The sequence below is a fragment of the Klenkia terrae genome (assembly GCF_037083865.1).
GTDB classification, from domain to species: domain Bacteria; phylum Actinomycetota; class Actinomycetes; order Mycobacteriales; family Geodermatophilaceae; genus Klenkia; species Klenkia terrae.
The window spans coordinates 272,109-286,839 of the sequence record NZ_JBAPLV010000003.1 but is presented as its reverse complement, the minus strand read 5'-3'; the positions used below and the strand labels follow the sequence as shown (position 1 = coordinate 286,839).

The 14,731-nt window shown below is 76.5% G+C and carries 18 protein-coding genes; 7 read left to right on the top strand and 11 right to left on the bottom strand.

Annotated elements, in window-relative coordinates:
- Positions 1-38: 38 nt before the first annotated feature.
- Positions 39-863 (top strand): HpcH/HpaI aldolase/citrate lyase family protein, encoded by an 825-nt coding sequence (locus tag UXQ13_RS05230; RefSeq protein WP_225231807.1) that lies wholly within the window; start codon positions 39-41, stop codon positions 861-863.
- A 1-nt stretch (position 864) separates the two neighbouring features.
- Here UXQ13_RS05230 and UXQ13_RS05225 read toward each other — a convergent pair whose 3' ends face one another.
- Complete coding sequence (locus tag UXQ13_RS05225) at positions 865-1,521, bottom strand: hypothetical protein (RefSeq protein WP_225231808.1); 657 nt, start codon at positions 1,519-1,521, stop codon at positions 865-867.
- Positions 1,522-1,591: 70 nt separating this feature from the next.
- Between UXQ13_RS05225 and malQ the strand changes: the two genes are divergently transcribed.
- Entirely contained in the window at positions 1,592-3,472 is a 1,881-nt protein-coding gene (malQ, locus tag UXQ13_RS05220; RefSeq protein ID WP_225231809.1) for a 4-alpha-glucanotransferase, read from the top strand.
- Positions 3,473-3,522: 50 nt separating this feature from the next.
- Here malQ and UXQ13_RS23600 read toward each other — a convergent pair whose 3' ends face one another.
- Genes UXQ13_RS23600 through UXQ13_RS05205 form a run of 3 tightly spaced genes read right to left on the bottom strand, consistent with a single transcriptional unit; the run spans position 3,523 to position 5,548 of the window.
- Entirely contained in the window at positions 3,523-3,921 is a 399-nt protein-coding gene (locus UXQ13_RS23600) for a maleylpyruvate isomerase N-terminal domain-containing protein (RefSeq protein WP_380095575.1), read from the bottom strand.
- Between the two features lie 8 nt (positions 3,922-3,929).
- Complete coding sequence (locus tag UXQ13_RS05210; RefSeq protein ID WP_225231810.1) at positions 3,930-4,577, bottom strand: dihydrofolate reductase family protein; 648 nt, start codon at positions 4,575-4,577, stop codon at positions 3,930-3,932.
- A gap of 53 nt (positions 4,578-4,630) precedes the next feature.
- On the bottom strand, positions 4,631-5,548 hold the full coding sequence (locus tag UXQ13_RS05205; protein WP_225231811.1) for a LysR family transcriptional regulator: 918 nt from the start codon (positions 5,546-5,548) through the stop codon (positions 4,631-4,633).
- A gap of 92 nt (positions 5,549-5,640) precedes the next feature.
- Between UXQ13_RS05205 and UXQ13_RS05200 the strand changes: the two genes are divergently transcribed.
- Complete coding sequence (locus UXQ13_RS05200; protein WP_225231812.1) at positions 5,641-6,495, top strand: SDR family NAD(P)-dependent oxidoreductase; 855 nt, start codon at positions 5,641-5,643, stop codon at positions 6,493-6,495.
- Here UXQ13_RS05200 and UXQ13_RS05195 read toward each other — a convergent pair.
- The 3 genes from UXQ13_RS05195 to UXQ13_RS05185 all read right to left on the bottom strand — a co-directional run bounded on the left by UXQ13_RS05195 (position 6,450) and on the right by UXQ13_RS05185 (position 8,985).
- On the bottom strand, positions 6,450-7,343 hold the full coding sequence (locus UXQ13_RS05195; protein WP_225231813.1) for an SDR family NAD(P)-dependent oxidoreductase: 894 nt from the start codon (positions 7,341-7,343) through the stop codon (positions 6,450-6,452). The genes UXQ13_RS05200 and UXQ13_RS05195 overlap by 46 nt on opposite strands.
- A complete protein-coding gene (locus UXQ13_RS05190) occupies positions 7,340-8,059 on the bottom strand; it encodes an SDR family oxidoreductase (RefSeq protein ID WP_336391883.1) in 720 nt (239 codons plus the stop codon). The genes UXQ13_RS05195 and UXQ13_RS05190 overlap by 4 nt, the downstream gene beginning before the upstream one ends.
- Before the next feature lie 101 nt (positions 8,060-8,160).
- Positions 8,161-8,985, bottom strand: a complete 825-nt coding sequence (locus tag UXQ13_RS05185; RefSeq protein WP_225231815.1) for a helix-turn-helix domain-containing protein — start codon at positions 8,983-8,985, stop codon at positions 8,161-8,163.
- A 64-nt stretch (positions 8,986-9,049) separates the two neighbouring features.
- Here UXQ13_RS05185 and UXQ13_RS05180 point away from each other — a divergent pair, with 64 nt between their 5' ends.
- Entirely contained in the window at positions 9,050-9,250 is a 201-nt protein-coding gene (locus UXQ13_RS05180) for a hypothetical protein (protein WP_225231816.1), read from the top strand.
- 3 nt (positions 9,251-9,253) lie between these two features.
- On the opposite strand, the gene UXQ13_RS05175 is transcribed toward UXQ13_RS05180, so the two are convergent.
- Positions 9,254-10,477, bottom strand: a complete 1,224-nt coding sequence (locus UXQ13_RS05175; protein ID WP_225231817.1) for an MFS transporter — start codon at positions 10,475-10,477, stop codon at positions 9,254-9,256.
- Between the two features lie 84 nt (positions 10,478-10,561).
- Here UXQ13_RS05175 and UXQ13_RS05170 point away from each other — a divergent pair, with 84 nt between their 5' ends.
- Positions 10,562-11,512 (top strand): WcbI family polysaccharide biosynthesis putative acetyltransferase, encoded by a 951-nt coding sequence (locus UXQ13_RS05170; RefSeq protein WP_225231818.1) that lies wholly within the window; start codon positions 10,562-10,564, stop codon positions 11,510-11,512.
- Positions 11,509-11,931 carry a hypothetical protein gene (locus tag UXQ13_RS05165; RefSeq protein ID WP_225231819.1) on the top strand — a complete coding sequence of 141 codons (423 nt, stop codon included), beginning with the start codon at positions 11,509-11,511 and terminating at the stop codon, positions 11,929-11,931. The genes UXQ13_RS05170 and UXQ13_RS05165 overlap by 4 nt, the downstream gene beginning before the upstream one ends.
- On the opposite strand, the gene UXQ13_RS05160 is transcribed toward UXQ13_RS05165, so the two are convergent.
- Both UXQ13_RS05160 and UXQ13_RS05155 read right to left on the bottom strand, forming a co-directional pair.
- Complete coding sequence (locus UXQ13_RS05160; protein WP_225231820.1) at positions 11,906-12,238, bottom strand: YnfA family protein; 333 nt, start codon at positions 12,236-12,238, stop codon at positions 11,906-11,908. The two genes, UXQ13_RS05165 and UXQ13_RS05160, sit on opposite strands and share 26 nt — an antisense overlap.
- Positions 12,235-12,618, bottom strand: coding sequence for a GntR family transcriptional regulator (locus tag UXQ13_RS05155; RefSeq protein ID WP_225231821.1), 384 nt, complete (start codon positions 12,616-12,618; stop codon positions 12,235-12,237). Before UXQ13_RS05155 ends, UXQ13_RS05160 begins: the two co-directional genes overlap by 4 nt.
- Before the next feature lie 49 nt (positions 12,619-12,667).
- Between UXQ13_RS05155 and UXQ13_RS05150 the strand changes: the two genes are divergently transcribed.
- Complete coding sequence (locus tag UXQ13_RS05150; RefSeq protein ID WP_225231822.1) at positions 12,668-13,501, top strand: DUF998 domain-containing protein; 834 nt, start codon at positions 12,668-12,670, stop codon at positions 13,499-13,501.
- Here the strand turns inward: UXQ13_RS05150 and UXQ13_RS05145 are convergent.
- A complete protein-coding gene (locus UXQ13_RS05145; protein WP_225231823.1) occupies positions 13,492-14,697 on the bottom strand; it encodes an amidohydrolase family protein in 1,206 nt (401 codons plus the stop codon). The genes UXQ13_RS05150 and UXQ13_RS05145 overlap by 10 nt on opposite strands.
- Positions 14,698-14,731 lie beyond the last annotated feature (34 nt).

Here is a 14,731-nt window from a genome sequence, read left to right as displayed (position 1 = left end):
GGTCCTAGGGGGAGGATCGCCGCGTGCAGAGACGAACCGTGGAAGCCGACATCTCCCGCTCCTGGCTGCTGGTCAACGGCGCGCGGGACCACGCGGAGTTCGACTCCGCCCTGGCCTCCCGGGCCGACCAGGTCATCCTCGACATCGAGGACGCGGTCGACCCCAAGGCCAAGCCGCAGGCCCGCGCGTCGGTCGTGGAGTACCTGGGCACCGCCCGCGAGCGCTCGGCCTGGGTCCGGATCAACGACCACTCGACCCCGTTCTGGGCCGACGACGTCGCCGCCCTCGCCGGCCTGCCGGGCCTGGCCGGGGTGATGCTGGCCAAGACCGAGGACGGCAGCCACGTCACCGAGACCTTCGACCGCCTGGGCGGTGCCACCCGGGTGCTCGCCCTGGTCGAGTCCGCGCTGGGCATCGAGGAGTCCGTCCGGATCGCCTCGGCCCGCGGTGCGTTCCGGCTGGCGTTCGGGTCCGGTGACTACCGCCGCGACACCGGCACCGCCGCCGACGACCTGGCCATGGCCTACCCCCGCTCCCGCCTGGTCATCGCCAGCCGGGTGGGCAACCTGCCCGGCCCGATCGACGGCCCGACCGTCGGCTCCAGCCACGGCGTGCTGCGCGACGCCACCGAGGTCACCGTCTCCCTCGGCCTCACCGGCAAGCTCTGCCTGCAGACCGACCAGCTGCCGGTGATCAACGAGGTCATCTCCCCCACGCCCTCGGACGTCGCCTGGGCCACGGAGTTCCTCGCCGACTTCGAGGCCCGCGGCCAGGTCATCCGGGACGGCAGCGACCTGCCCCGGCTCGGCCGGGCCCGCAAGATCATGACGCTGGCGACGGCGTTCGGCGTCCAGCCCGCCTGAGTCAGCCCAGCAGCGCCAGGACCCCGGCGGGGTCGGTGGCGACGTCGGTGTGCGCACCGGCGCCGTCGCCGACCACCCGCCACCCCCGCCGGCCGGCCTCCGCCGCGTCGGCGTCGTAGGCCGGCGACAGGTGCAGGTAGGTGACCTCGCCGTCCGGCCACCGCTCGGGCACCGGCACGCCCTCGTCGTAGAGGTCCAGCGGCAGCGACGGCGCCTCCGCGGTGATCTCGGCGCGGAGCGCGTCGTCCGGGACGAGCTCGGCCATCGCGTCCGGGCCCCACCAGGTCGGCCACGGGGCGATCGCGCCGTCGCGGGCCAGCGCCGCCACCCGCGACCGCAGCTCGCGCGAGGGGTAGGTCGTGCCCGTCGCGGCCGGCACGACGGCGTCCACCCACACCACCCGGGTCGCGCCCACCGCGACCGCGACCTGCGGCAGCACCACGCCGGCGCCGGACCAGCCGAGGACGACGTCGGCCCCGCCCGGCACCGCGTCGGCGGCCGTGCGGGCGTACCGGTCCCACCAGCCCTCCGCCGTCTCGACGGCGGCCCGCAGGTCGGGGACGACGACGACCGCTCCCCCGGCCCGCAGCTCGGCGGCGAGCGGGCGCAGGGTCGCGGGGCCCAGCAGCGGCGGGTGGCAGAGCAGCCAACGGGTCATGTCGCCCATCCCACCGCGGACACGCCGACGCCGCCCGGCGGCCCGCGTCGGCAGCCCGGAGGATGGACGGGTGACGACGGAACCCACCCCACCCGTGACCGACCGCTGGGGCATCGACGCCACCTGGCTCGACGCCCTGGACACCGAGCACACCGTCGACCAGGCCACGATCGACCGGTTGCGCGAGGTGGTCGGCGAACCGCCGGCCGACCTCGAGGACACCGCCCCGATCGTGGCGATGCCCGGGGACGCCCTGGAGGTCGACCTCGCGCTGGTGGTCTGCGAGGACGGCACCAGCGTGGACGTCGACGGCGAGCTGCCCGAGGACATGCCGCTGGGGTACCACCGCCTGCGGACCCCCGACGGCGGCGACCGCCTGCTGGTCGTGCACCCCGGGCGCTGCTGGCTGCCCGAGGACCGCAGCTGGGGATGGGCCGTGCAGCTCTACGCCGCGCGCGGCACCGGGTCCGCCGGCATCGGCGACCTGGCCGACCTGCGCACCGTCCGCGAGCTCGCGGAGTCGCAGGGCGCCGGCTTCGTGCTGGTCAACCCGCTGCACGCCGTCGGCCCCGGCGCCGACCAGGAGGACAGCCCGTACCTGCCGGCCACCCGCCGCTTCCGCAACCCGGTCTACCTGCGCCTGGACGACGTCCCCGGCGTGCAGCTGACCGACTCCGACCGGGCCCGGGCCGCCGAGCTGAACGACGGCGAGCTCATCGACCGGGACGCCATCTGGGCGTTCAAGCGCGGCGTGCTGCAGCGCACCTTCGACGCCGACCCGTCGCCGGAGGGCTTCCGGGACTGGTGGTGGCACCAGGGCCAGCCGCTGCAGGACTGGGCGAACTGGTCGGCGATCGCCGACGAGCACGGCGCGAACTGGCCGGACTGGCCGGCCGACCTGCGCGACCCGCGCTCGGCCGCCGTCCGGGAGTGGTCGACCGCGCACGAGCCGCAGGTCGCCTTCCACGCCTGGCTGCAGTGGCTGCTGGACGGCCAGCTGGCCGACGCCACCGGCGACCTCACGGTGATCCAGGACCTGCCGATCGGGGTGTCCGGCGGCGGCGCCGACGCCTGGGCCTGGCAGGACGTGCTGGCCCAGGGCGGGGTCAGCGTCGGTGCCCCGCCGGACGCGTTCAACGCCGCCGGCCAGGACTGGGGCTCCCCGCCGCTGGTGCCCTGGCGGCTGCGGGCGGCGGACTACGCCCCGTTCGTGGAGTCCATCCGGTCGACCATGGCCGGCGCCGGCGGGCTGCGGATCGACCACGTGATGGGCCTGTTCCGGCTGTGGTGGGTGCCCGGCGGCGACCCGACGAAGGGCGCCTACGTGCGCTACCCGGCCGAGGACCTGCTGGGCATCGTCGCGCTGGAGAGCCACCGCGCGCAGGCCGTCGTGGTCGGCGAGGACCTGGGCACCGTCGAGGACGGCGTCCGGGAGGCCATGGCCGAGCACGGCGTGCTGTCCTACCGCCTGCTGTGGTTCGAGGACGACGCCCCCGCCGACTGGCCGGCCGCGTCGATGGGGGCCATCACCACCCACGACCTGCCGACCGTGGCCGGGCTGTGGACCGGCTCCGACGTCGCCGAGCAGGTCGAGCTGGGCACCGGGGAGCGCGAGCAGCTGGAGTCCGACCGGCAGCAGCTGCTCGCCCACCTCACCGGCCACCCGGACGGCCCCACGAAGAAGATGGGCGTGGCCAAGGCCGTGGAGCGCGCGCACCGCCTGCTGGCCACCGCCCCGTGCACCCTGCTCTCGGCGACCCTGGACGACGCCCTGGGCGTCGAGCGGCGGCCCAACGTGCCCGGGGCGATGCAGCGGCCCAACTGGTGCCTGCCGCTGCCGGTCCCGGTGGACCAGCTGGCCGGGCACCGCGGCGTGCAGACCGTCGCCCGGGAGCTCGGCCGCGGGCTGGCCCGACCCTCAGCCCGCGAGGCGCTCCCGCAGGAGGGGTAGTCCGTCGCCGGCCAGGTCGTCCAGGTGGGCGGCCCGGCCGGCGACGACCATCAGCAGCGACAGCGTGGGACCGGTGACCTCCGGGCCCTCGCCGGCGGCGAACGGCCCGTCGTCGGCCCGCAGCGCCAGGCCGGCCGCCGTGGTGCGGCCGGCCACCGTGAAGTCGCGGGCGACCGCGAACCGGAGCACCGCGGCCAGGGTGGCCGGGTCCGGGTCGTGGGCCAGGCCGAGGGGACGGCGGACCGGAACCGGGCACCGGCCATGCTGCGCAGCCAGGCGCCCCGGCCGAGGCTGGCCGCCGCGGTCAGGTGCGCCACGACCTCCTCGACGCCCCAGCCCCGGCAGAGGCTGGGCCGGCGCCACTGCTCCGGCGTCAGCGTCGCCAGGTCGTCGGCGAGCGCCGCCCGCTCCCGGGCGGCGGCCCGCCAGAGCTCGTCGTCGGTGGGCACGGGGCCGCTCACCGTCGCCACAGCAGGTGGTGCACCACCCCGCTGGTCGCGCTGGGCACCTCCTCGTGGTGGAACCGGTCGTCGAGCTCCGCCGGGGAGGTCCACAGCCGGCTGCCGGCGCCCAGCTCGACCGGGGCGACGGCGACGTGCAGCTGGTCGACCAGGTCGGCGTCCAGGAAGGCGCGGATGCTCTGCGCCCCGCCGCCGAGCCGGACGTCGCCCCCGCCGGCCGCGGACAGGGCCTGCTCCAGCACCTGCGCGGGTTCCCCGGACACGAAGTGGAACGTGGTGTCCGACAGGGTGAACGAGGGCCGCTCGTGGTGGGTCATGACGAACACCGGGACGTGGAAGGGCGGGTCCTCGCCCCACCAGCCCTGCCACTCCAGGTCGGTCCACGGACCCCGGTGCGGGGAGAACTTGTGCGCGCCCATGATCTCGGCGCCGATGCCGTTGCCGAAGTCCCGCACCAGCCGGTCGTCCAGGCCGCGGCTGCTGTCGAGCCGGCCCATCCCGGGCATGCTCGCCGTCGCCAGCGCCCAGGCCATCAGCTCGCCGGGGTCGGCGGCGCCGAAGGGCCGCTCCAGGCTCTGGCCCTCCCCCGCGCCGTAGCCGTCCGCCGAGACGGTGAAGTTCTGCACCCGCACCTGCTGCGCCATCTGTCCTCCGGATCAGGGGTCGTCGCGGGTCAGACTGCCGTGCCCACCGTGACTCATCGGTCCGCCGTCCAGGGCTCGGCCAGCAGCTCCGCGGTCCTGGTCAGCGCCTCGCGCACCGCGGCGACGGCCGGACCCGGCTCGTGCGCCCAGGCCAGCGTGAGCCGGCGCGGGCGGGGCACCGGCTGCGCCACCTGCACGGTCACCACCCCGGCGGGGACGGCCGCGGCCGCCAGCGCGGGGATGGACGTCACGCCGAGGCCGGCGGCCACGTAGCCCAGCCGGGTCGACCAGTCCCGCGCCCGCGCCGCCACGTCGGCCTCCGGCAGTCCCGGCCACACGCCGAACTGGGGCTCCCCCGCCTCGCCCTGGCCGACGACCCACCGCTCCCCGGCGAGGTCGGCCGGCGCGACCGGTCCGGTGCCGGCCAGCCGGTGGCCCGCGGGGACGGCGACCAGCAGCGGCCCGCTGGGCAGGGGTGCGGTGGCCAGGCCGTCGAGGTCGGCCGACCCCGGGTTCACGGCGACGACGCCCAGGTCGAGGCGGCCGGAGCGCAGCTGCCGCAGCTGGGCGGGGGTGGACAGCTGCCGGAAGTCGACGTCCACGTCCGGGGTGCTGGTGCGCAGCAGGGCCAGGGCCCGCGGCACCAGGTCCACGGCCGTGGTCGGGAAGCCGCCGAGCGCCACCCGGCCGCCGACCCGGGCACCGAGGGCGGCGATGTCCTGCTCGGCGGCGTCCAGCTGGTCCAGCACGACCTCGGCCCGCTGCAGCAGCGCCCGGCCGGCGGCGGTCAGCGCCACCCCGCGCGGCGCCCGCACGAACAGGGTCGCCCCGGCAGCGGTCTCCAGGGCGCGGACCTGCTTGGACACCGCCGACTGCGTGTAGCCCAGCCGCTCGGCCGCCGCGGTGAACGACCCGGACTCGGCGATCGCCCGCAGGGACCGCAGCGCCGGCGAGGACACGTCCAGGGTCACCGGGACCATCCTGCCCGCCATTCCGTCCGGGCATGGCTGCGGTGCCGTTCCCTCGCTGGTGCAGCCCCCCGTCCCGGACCGAGGGTGGGGGCATGCAGACAGCAGGGAAGACGTGGTTCATCACCGGGACGTCCACCGGGTTCGGCCGGCTGTGGACCGAGGCGGCGCTCGAGCGCGGGGACCGGGTCGTGGCCACCGCCCGTCGGCTGGACGCCGTGGCGGACTACGCCGACCGGTTCGGCGACGCGGTGCTCACCCTCGAGCTCGACGTCCGCGACCGGGCCGCGGTCCTGACCGCGGTGCAGCGGGCGCAGGAGCACCTCGGCCGGCTCGACGTGGTGGTCAACAACGCCGGCTACGGCCACTTCGGCATGGTCGAGGAGCTCACCGAGCAGGAGCTCCGGGACCAGATGGAGACCAACTTCTTCGGCGCGGCGTGGGTCACCCAGGCCGCGCTGCCGGTGTTCCGCGCGCAGGGCCACGGTCACCTGCTGCAGGTGACCAGCGAGGGCGGCGTCCGGGCGTTCCCGGGCATCGGTGCCTACCACGCGTCGAAGTGGGCGGTGGAGGGGTTGTCGGAGTCGCTGTGGCAGGAGGTCGAGGGTCTGGGGATCCACGTCACCAACGTGGAGCCCGGCCCCTATGCGACCGACTGGCTGTCCCGGGGATCGCGGACCAGTGCGCCGCTGCCGGCCTACGACGCCGTCCGGGCGGCCGCCGAGGGCACCTTCGAGGTCGGTGACCCGGCGGCCACCCGGGCCGCGCTGCTCCGGGTGGTCGACGCGCCGGTGCCGCCGCACCGGGTGTTCTTCGGCCGGTCCTTCACCGACGTCGCCGCGATCTACGCCGACCGGCTCGCCACCTGGGCGGAGTGGGAGCCGGTCGCCCTGGCGGCCTTCGGTCAGCCGGTCGGCCCCAGCAGGTCGGCCAGCCCGATCCGGCCGTAGAACTCCCGGCGCACCCGGTCGCCGACGGCGTTGACCTCCTCGGCTCCGTCGTCGGCCGGGTCGACGTGCACCCGGTAGGGCCGGCGCCCCGGCTCGGCGTCGACGGCGGCGACGACCGCGCGGGCCACCTCGGCCGGGTCGGCGTCGGGCGGGGACAGCTCCGCCAGCTTCTGCCCCACCTGGCCCATCAGCCCGGCGTACCGCGCGTCGTAGGCGGCGGCCACCTCGGCGTCGGCGGCCTGCCCGGCGTTGGCGAAGTGGTTCGTGCCGCTGGTGAACGACCCCGGGACGACGATCGTGGTCTCGATGCCGAAGCGGACCAGCTCGGCGGCGTAGCTGACCGCCAGGGCGTCCTCGGCCGCCTTGGCCGCGAAGTACGGCGCCAGGTACGGCGGCGTCCCCCCGCGGGTGCTGGAGGACCCGATCCAGACCAGCAGGCCGCTGCCCTGCGCCCGCAGGTGCGGCAGCGCGGCCCGGTTGACCCGCTGGGTGGACAGCACGTTGACGTCGTAGGCCGCGGCCAGCTGCTCGGGCAGGAAGGCCTCGGTGGGGCCCAGCACCATGTGCCCGGCGTTGTGCACCACGACGTCCAGCCGTCCGGACTCGGCGAGCACGCGGGCCACCCCGGCGTCCACGGAGTCCTGGTCGGACACGTCGAGCTCGACGGCGCGCAGGTCGACGCCGTGCTCCGCGGCGTGCGCGTCGAGGTCGGCCACGGCGGGGGCGTTGCGGGCCGTGGTCTGCCGCACCCCGGCCCACACGGTGTGCCCGGCGCCGGCCAGCGCGCGCACCGTCATCGCGCCGAAGCCGCTGGAGGCGCCGGTGACCAGGACCACCTGCGCGGTCACCGGGCCACCCCGCCGTTGACCAGCAGCACCTGGCCGTTGACCCAGCGGCCCGGACCGGCCAGGAACGCCACGGTCTCCGCGATGTCCTCGGGCTGCCCCAGCCGTTCCAGCGGGGGCGCCGCGGCCAGCCGGTCGATCGTGGCCTGGTCCTTGCCGTCCAGGAACAGCGGCGTCGCGGTCGGGCCGGGGGCCACCGCGTTCACCGTGACGTCCCGGCCGCGCAGCTCCTTGGCCAGCACCATGGTCAGCGCGTCCACCGCGCCCTTGGTGGCGACGTAGGCGGCGTAGCCGGGCAGCGCCAGCGACGTCACCGAGGTGGAGAAGTTGACCAGCGCTCCCCCGCGGCGCAGCCGGCGGACCGCCTGCTGGTCCACCACCACGGTGCCGCGGACGTTGGTCCGGTGCATCCGGTCGAAGTCGGCGAGGTCCAGGTCGGCCAGCGGGGACAGCAGCATGATGCCGGCGGCGTGCACGACGACGTCCACGCCCCCGTACAGCTCCTCGGCCCGGTCGAACAGGGCGCCGACCTCGGTCTCGTCGGCGACGTCGGCGCGGTGCGCGGTCGCCGTCCCGCCCTGTGCGGTGATGGCGGCGACGACCTCGTCGGCCCGCTCGCGCCGGCCGGCGTAGGCGACGACGACGGTCATCCCGTCGGCGGCCAGCCGCCGGGCGACGGCGGCCCCGATGCCGCCCGACGCCCCCGTCACGACGGCCACGCGTGGTCCTGGTGGCTGCTCAGCTGTGGTCATGCCCCGACGCTAGGAAGCCCGCGGGCGCTCCGCTTCCACCCGGTTGCGCCGTGCTTCCACCCGCTTGCTCAGGTGCTGGCGCGGAACCGGGTCGGTGTGGTGCCCACGTGCCGGGTGAACGCGGTCGTCAGGTGGCCCGGGCTGCTGAAGCCGCACGCGTAGGCGATGTCGGTGACCGACCGGCTGGTCGTCCGCAGCAGGTGACCGGCCTCCTGCAGCCGGGCCGCGGCCACGAAGCGCATCGGCGTGGTCCCGGTCTCGGCGCGGAACACCCGCAGGAAGTGCCAGGGCGACAGGCCCGCGACGGCGGCCAGCTCGGCCAGGGTCAGCGGGTCGGCGAGGTGCTCGCGCACGTGGGCCCGGACCGCCGCGGTCCGCCGGACCTCCCGGGCGGGGGCACCCGCGCCGGGGAGCCCGCCGTACCGGGTGAGCAGGTGCACCGCGAGGTACTGGGCGGCGGCCTCGGCGTACATCTCCGGGGCGCCGTCGGCCCGCGCGCGGGCCAGCCCGCCCACCAGGGCGGCGGTCACGTCGTCGTCGTCGCGCAGCAGGTCGAGCTCGGGGACGGCCGCCCCCGGCCGCAGCTGGCCGGCCACCGCGCGCAGCGTCGTCCCGGGCAGCTGCACCTGCAGGGTGACCACCGGGTCCGGCGAGGTGGCCCGCCAGCGCAGCCGGGTCTCCCGGCCCGGCGCGGTCAGGCTGACCGTGCCCGGACCGTGCTCCGCCGAGCGCCACCGCCCGCCGCCGGCGGACTCGATCCGCTTGCGGCCGCGCTGCAGGACCACCACCCGCTGGACGTCGGCCCCGGCGATGCGCAGGTCCTCGGTCTCGGCCGGGTCCTGCACCCGCCGGACGTCGAGGGCCCGCCAGGTCGCTGCGGGGGTACCGGGCACCCGCACATCCTCCCGCGCCGGGCCCGGGTGTGGCACCCCCACCGGCCGGGGAAGGGACGACGGCATGACCAGCCCCGAGAACACCCCGCACCTGGACGACGTCATCGACCCGACGGAGAACGCACCGCGGGACCGGCAGGAGCACGCCAAGGACCCGCACCTGGCCGACGAGGTCCTCGAGCACCGCACCGAGCAGGAGCGCCAGGCCGTGGGCTCCGACGACGCCGCGCCCAGGGGCGCCGACGAGCACGACGCCACCTCCTGAGCGCTACCGCGCGGTCGGGTCCAGCGACCTCGTCCGGCCCAGCGCCAGGGTCAGCAGCAGGGTGGCCAGGGTGAACCCGCCGGCCAGCAGGGCCACCGCGGTCCACCCGCTGCCCTGCCAGGCCTGGCCGGCCAGGGTGCCGCCGATCGAGGACCCGACGTAGTACCAGAACGAGTACAGCGAGGCCGCCTGGCCGACCGGCCGCCCGCCGAGCGCCGCGCGGGCGGCCACCCAGCCGCTGGCGACCGCGTGCGCGGCGAAGAACCCGACGGTGAGCACGCACAGCCCCAGCACGAAGCACCACAGCGGGCCGAGCAGGGTCAGCGCGAGGCCGGCGCCCATGACCAGCACCGAGACCGGGACGACCAGCCGCCGGCTGGACCGGTCGGCCAGCCACCCGGCGGTCGGCGAGCTGGCCGACCCGAGCAGGTAGGCCAGGAACACCAGCGAGGCCAGCGCCGGGGTCAGCGAGTACGGCGCGGACTCCAGCCGGAACGTGCCGGCGTTGTAGACCGCGACGAACGCGGCCATGAGGAATGCGGCGACCGCGTAGAGCATCAGCAGCGCGGGGTCGGTGAACGCACTGCCCAGCGAGCGCAGCAGGGACCCCGACCGGTCCACCGGGCGGAACCGGCGCGGGGCCGGCAAGAGCACCCGGACGGCGACCGCGCACGCCACGCCCAGCACCGCCACCCCACCCAGGGCGACCCGCCAGCCGCCGAGGTCGGTGAGGAACCCGCCGAGCAGCCGGCCGGTCAGCCCGCCGATCGCGTTGCCGGCGATGAAGAGCCCGATGGCCCGCGAGGTCACCGTGGGGTGCAGCTCCTCGCGCAGGTAAGCCACCGCGACCGCGGACAAGCCGGCCAGGGCGAACCCCTGGGCACCGCGCAGCACCAGCAGCACCGGCCAGGTCGGGGCCAGCGCGATGGCGACCGCCAGCACCGCCGAGGTGGCCAGGCTCAGCTGCAGGATCCCGGTGCGCCCGCGCCGGTCCGAGAGCGGGCCCAGCACCAGCAGGCCGACCGCCAGGGCCACCGTGGACACCGAGATGGCCAGCGTCGACCCGGCCGGGGTGACGTCGAAGGCCCGGGTCAGCTCGGGCAGCAGTGCCTGCGGCTCGTAGAGCATCGCGAACACCGCGATGCCGGCCAGGAAGATCGACAGCGACGCCCGGTGCAGCCCGCGCTCCCCGGCGCGGTGGCCCTCAGGGAGCTCGAGGGCGGTCACCGGCACGGGCCCACCCTGCGGCAGCGACCACCCGCAGGGCCAGCCGGGGTCGCCCATCTCACGTCGGGGTCCGATGCTGGGGGCATGACGGACAACCAGGTCGAGGTCGCGGTCCCCGAGCACCTCCGCCGCTGGCACGAGCTCGACCCGGCGACCGTCGAGCCGGGCAGCGTCGGGTTCGTGTGGGGCAACTGCCAGGCCGAGTCGATCCGCCGGATGGTGGCCCCGGCCGGTGCCGCCCACGGTGTGGAGTTCGTCCGGCTGCCGCCGGTGTTCGAGATGGACGAGGCCGAGGTCGGCCGGCTGCACGCGCTGATGGCCGTGGCCGGGGTGCTGGTGACCCAGCCGGTGAAGGACGAGTACCGGGTGCCCGGCTGCGGCAGCGAGCAGCTGGTCGCCCTGCTGCCGGCCGACGCCCGGGTGGTCCGGGTGCCGACCACCTACTACGAAGGCCTGTTCCCCTGGCAGGTGCACGCCCACGACGCCGACGGCCGGGTGGACGCCCCGCTGACCGACTACCACGACCTGCGGCTGCTCGACGCGGCTGTGCGTGGCTGGGACGTCGCCCGCGCCGTCGCGCGGATCGAGGAGCTCGAGCCCGCCGCCGACGCCGTCCGGGACCTCGCCGCGCGGTCGCAGGCCGAGCTGCGTCGCCGGAACGCCGACCTCGACGTGGACACCACCGACGCGGTCGTCGCCGGCGGCGCCGAGGCGATGTGGACGGTGAACCACCCGGCCAACGCCACGCTGCGGGAGGTGGGCGCCGGCGTGCTCGCCACGCTGGGCTGGCCCGGGGAGCCCGACGTCCCGGACCACCAGATGCTGGGCGGCTCGCGGGCGCCGCTGGAGGCCGCCGTCCTCACCGCGCTGGGGCTGGACCCCGCCGCCGCCCGGCCGCGCTGGTCGCTGGCCGGCCGGGACGTGCCGTGGGCCGAGGTCGCCGGCCCGCAGCTGCAGCTCTACGCCGAGCAGCCCGACGTCGCCCGGCGCGCGGTCGAGAAGTACGCCGAGCGGACGGCGGCCCTGGGGCTGTGACCGGCCGGCTCACCCGGGACGACGTCGGCTGCTGGGTGCTGAAGTCCTCCCGGCTGCCCGAACCCGGCTGGGCGCCGGGCACCGCGGTCGAGCTGACCCGGTGCGTCCGGCCGTCCTACCGGCTGGGGCTGATGGCGCCCGGGGACCCGGTGCTGCTGTGGTGCAGCGGACGGGTGGACCCCGGCGTGCACGCCACCGGCACGGTGACCGCCGGGGTGCAGGACTCCGCCGACGGCCCGGTCGTGGGCGTGCGCTGGGCCCTGCTGCCCGCGCCGGTGCCCCGGGAGGCGCTGCTGGCCGACCCGGTCGCCCGGGACGCCGAGGTGCTGCGGATGCCCGCGGGAAGCAACCCGTCGTGGCTGTCCCCGGCGCAGTGGGCGGTCGTGCGCGCGCTCAGCCCGACCGCGGCGCGTACATGATCAGCGCCACGCCGACCAGGCAGACCAGCGCGCCGGCGATGTCCCAGCGGTCGGGCCGGAACCCGTCGGCCACCGCCGCCCAGGCCAGCGACCCGGCGATGAACACCCCGCCGTAGGCGGCCAGCACCCGGCCGAAGCTGGCATCGGGCTGCTGGGCGGCCACCAGGCCGTAGAGGCCCAGCGCGACCACCCCGGCCCCGATCCACAGCCAGCCGCGGTGCTCCCGCACGCCCTGCCAGACCAGCCAGGCGCCGCCGATCTCCAGCAGCGCGGCCAGCCCGAACAGCGCGATCGAGCGGCCGGTCACCGGGCATCGGTGAGGGCGGCGTGCACGACGGCCAGCACGGTGTCGTCGTCCAGCCCGTCGGCGCGGGCGGCGGCGACCAGCCGGTTGGCCGCCGAGCGCAGCCGGGCCCGGGCCGGGTCGCCGGACCCGCCGGTGACCACCGTGCCGGCCCGGCCGCGGCCCTCGACCAGGGCGTCGGTCTCCAGCTCGGCGTAGGCCCGGGCGACCGTGCCCGGCGCCACGCCGAGCTGCTCGGCCAGCCCGCGCACCGTGGGCAACCGGTCGCCCTCGACCAGCTCGCCGGCGTGCACCAGCTCGGCGATGTGCGCCCGCAGCTGCTCGTAGGGCGGCGTGCCGTTGCCGACGTCCACCTGGATCCGCAGGTCCACCGCACCGGTCATGCGGCCCAGTCTGGCCGAGCCCTCGGCAGGGCTGGGACCATGGTTCCCCGTGAGCGACAGCGACGACCGCACGGCCCCGGCCCCCACCTCCCTCAGCCGCACCCGGTACCTCGCCGGAGGTGCGGCCTGGCTGCTCACGCTGCAGTTCTTCGTGCTGGAGGCGGTCTCGGTCGCCCGGTTCGGCGGCTACAGCCGGGTGGACCAAGCGATCAGCGACCTGGGCACCTCGCTGTCCCCCGGCGCCGGCCTGATGAACGCCTCGTTCATCGCCCAGGGCGTGCTGATCGCCGCCGGCGCGGCCCTGCTGCGCCCGGCGCTGGTCGGCCTGGGCGGTCGCCTCGCGCTGGTGCTGCTGTCGGCCGCCGCGGTGGGCACCGTGCTCGTGGGCCTGTTCCCCTCCGACGACGGCGGGGCCACGCACACCGTCGGCGCCATCCTCTACCTGGTCGGCAGCGGGCTGGGCCTGATCTCGCTGGCCTACGCCCTGCGCCCGCGCTCGGAGGCGGTCGGCACGGTGCTGGCCCTGCTCGGCCTGGTCGGCATCATCGGCACGGTCTTCTTCGGCACCGGGGTGACCCAGCTGCTGGGCTACGGCGGCATGGAGCGGGTGGGCGCCTACGTGCTGCCGATCGGGCTCGCCGTCGCCGCCGTCCTGCTGGTCCGGCAGGGCGACGACTGGCAGGTCGTCCTGCCCGAGGGCGAGGACGCACCGCTTACCAAGCGGCAGCGCCGGGAGCTCGAGCGGGCCGAGGCCTTCGACCGGGCCCGGGAGCGCGACGAGGCGCTCGAGGCGCACGCCAAGAAGACGGCGGCGGCCGACCCCGACGACCCCGACGAGCCCTTCGACGAGGAGGCCGCCTGGAAGTCGCCCCGTCAGCGCTGAGCGACCACCCGGCCGCCCCGGACGACGGCCCGGGGTGCGGCGTGCCGGGCCAGCAGGTCCACGGTGCGCTCCGCGTCGTGCACCAGCAGGTCGCCCGGTCCGCCCTCGCGCAGCCCGAACCCGGCCAGCCCGAGCACCCGGGCAGCGCCGGTGGTGACCAGGTCGACCAGCACCTCCAGGTCCGGTGCGGTGCGCATCTCCAGCAGGTGGGCGGCCAGGAACGCAACCTCCAGCAGGTTGTGCCGGCCGAACGGGTAGTAGGCGTCCTCCACGTCGTCCTGGCCCAGCCCGACCGGCAGGCCCTCGGCCAGCAGCCGGCGGACCGGCACCGCGCGGCCGCCGGTGTGCGGGTCGCTGACGAAGCCCAGCCCGGCGGCCCGGGCCTGCCCGACGACCTCGGCGAGCCCGGCCTCGTCGTAGGAGCCGAGCGCGCGGGCGTGGCAGGCGACACCGCGGCCGACCAGCCCGTGGGCGACCATCGCCTGCGCCAGCATCCCGGTCGTCCGGTAGGCCGGGTCCGGCGCGTCGTCGGTCAGCATCGCCACCCGCAGCCCGCGGCGGGCAGCCAGAGTGCAGGCCCACTCGACGTGCGCCCGCTGGTCGGCCTCGCCGTCCTCGATCCACGGGATGCCGCCCACCACGTCGGCGCCCAGGTCCAGCGCGGCCTCCACCAGCTCCGCGGTGCCCGGGTCGCGCAGCACGCCGTCCTGCGGGAAGGCCACCACGGACACGTCGACCACGCCGGCGACCTCGGCCCGGGCGGTCAGCACCGCCTCCATCCCGACCAGGCCGGCGGCAGAGTCCACGTCGACGAACGCCTGCACGTGCAGCACGCCGTGCTCGACGCCGAGCTGCAGCACCTCCCGGATGCCGGGCAGCAGCCGGTCCAGCGACCAGTGCGCCTTCACCGCGCTGGCCAGGTCGATGCTCACCGCGGACTCCGCCATCCCGTCGGCGGTGTAGGCGGCCAGGGCCGCCTCGCCGGCCAGCGGCAGGGTGCGCACCTTGTCCAGGTGCAGGTGGCCGTCCACGCACGGCTCGGTGACCAGCCCGCCGTCGGCGGCGACCACGGGGACGCCGTCCGGGCGGGGGCGCTCGCCGACCGGGGCCAGCGCGACCACCCGCCCCCCGGCGACGTGCACGTCGACCACCCGGCCGTCGCGCAGGCGGGCATCGGTCACCAGGAGGTCGCTCATGGGACCACTCCTACCGCAGCGGTGTGACGGGCCG

Coding starts and splice junctions, on each gene's coding strand:
- UXQ13_RS05180 (WP_225231816.1), top strand. CDS start 9,050: ATGACCAGCCCCGAGAACACCCCGCACCTGGACGACGTCATCGACCCG.
- UXQ13_RS05200 (WP_225231812.1), top strand. CDS start 5,641: ATGCAGACAGCAGGGAAGACGTGGTTCATCACCGGGACGTCCACCGGG.
- UXQ13_RS05155 (WP_225231821.1), bottom strand. CDS start 12,618: ATGACCGGTGCGGTGGACCTGCGGATCCAGGTGGACGTCGGCAACGGC.
- UXQ13_RS05145 (WP_225231823.1), bottom strand. CDS start 14,697: ATGAGCGACCTCCTGGTGACCGATGCCCGCCTGCGCGACGGCCGGGTG.
- UXQ13_RS05170 (WP_225231818.1), top strand. CDS start 10,562: ATGACGGACAACCAGGTCGAGGTCGCGGTCCCCGAGCACCTCCGCCGC.
- UXQ13_RS05225 (WP_225231808.1), bottom strand. CDS start 1,521: ATGACCCGTTGGCTGCTCTGCCACCCGCCGCTGCTGGGCCCCGCGACC.
- UXQ13_RS05210 (WP_225231810.1), bottom strand. CDS start 4,577: ATGGCGCAGCAGGTGCGGGTGCAGAACTTCACCGTCTCGGCGGACGGC.